1 rRNA gene is annotated in these 1,462 nt (G+C 53.7%); it reads left to right on the top strand.

The features are described from left to right. Positions 1 to 1,452, top strand: a 16S ribosomal RNA gene (locus AB4161_RS22425); the annotation flags it as partial. Positions 1,453 to 1,462: the final 10 nt, after the last annotated feature.

Raw genomic sequence — 1,462 nt, 5'->3', positions numbered from 1 at the left:
GGCGTCGAGCGGCGGACGGGTGAGTAATGCCTAGGAAATTGCCTTGATGTGGGGGATAACCATTGGAAACGATGGCTAATACCGCATAATGCCTACGGGCCAAAGAGGGGGACCTTCGGGCCTCTCGCGTCAAGATATGCCTAGGTGGGATTAGCTAGTTGGTGAGGTAATGGCTCACCAAGGCGACGATCCCTAGCTGGTCTGAGAGGATGATCAGCCACACTGGAACTGAGACACGGTCCAGACTCCTACGGGAGGCAGCAGTGGGGAATATTGCACAATGGGCGAAAGCCTGATGCAGCCATGCCGCGTGTATGAAGAAGGCCTTCGGGTTGTAAAGTACTTTCAGTTGTGAGGAAGGGGGTAGTGTTAATAGCGCTATCTCTTGACGTTAGCAACAGAAGAAGCACCGGCTAACTCCGTGCCAGCAGCCGCGGTAATACGGAGGGTGCGAGCGTTAATCGGAATTACTGGGCGTAAAGCGCATGCAGGTGGTTCATTAAGTCAGATGTGAAAGCCCGGGGCTCAACCTCGGAACTGCATTTGAAACTGGTGAACTAGAGTACTGTAGAGGGGGGTAGAATTTCAGGTGTAGCGGTGAAATGCGTAGAGATCTGAAGGAATACCAGTGGCGAAGGCGGCCCCCTGGACAGATACTGACACTCAGATGCGAAAGCGTGGGGAGCAAACAGGATTAGATACCCTGGTAGTCCACGCCGTAAACGATGTCTACTTGGAGGTTGTGGCCTTGAGCCGTGGCTTTCGGAGCTAACGCGTTAAGTAGACCGCCTGGGGAGTACGGTCGCAAGATTAAAACTCAAATGAATTGACGGGGGCCCGCACAAGCGGTGGAGCATGTGGTTTAATTCGATGCAACGCGAAGAACCTTACCTACTCTTGACATCCAGAGAAGCCAGCGGAGACGCAGGTGTGCCTTCGGGAACTCTGAGACAGGTGCTGCATGGCTGTCGTCAGCTCGTGTTGTGAAATGTTGGGTTAAGTCCCGCAACGAGCGCAACCCTTATCCTTGTTTGCCAGCGAGTAATGTCGGGAACTCCAGGGAGACTGCCGGTGATAAACCGGAGGAAGGTGGGGACGACGTCAAGTCATCATGGCCCTTACGAGTAGGGCTACACACGTGCTACAATGGCGCATACAGAGGGCAGCAAGCTAGCGATAGTGAGCGAATCCCAAAAAGTGCGTCGTAGTCCGGATTGGAGTCTGCAACTCGACTCCATGAAGTCGGAATCGCTAGTAATCGTGAATCAGAATGTCACGGTGAATACGTTCCCGGGCCTTGTACACACCGCCCGTCACACCATGGGAGTGGGCTGCAAAAGAAGTGGGTAGTTTAACCTTTCGGGGAGGACGCTCACCACTTTGTGGTTCATGACTGGGGTGAAGTCGTAACAAGGTAGCCCTAGGGGAACCTGGGGCTGGATCACCTCCTTATACGAAGATA

It is taken from the genome of Vibrio sp. 10N.286.51.E5 (assembly GCF_041469125.1).
Classification (GTDB): Bacteria; Pseudomonadota; Gammaproteobacteria; order Enterobacterales; family Vibrionaceae; genus Vibrio; species Vibrio crassostreae_C.
Note: the sequence above shows the minus strand (reverse complement) of the source record. Positions and strands in the feature narration are given on the sequence as shown.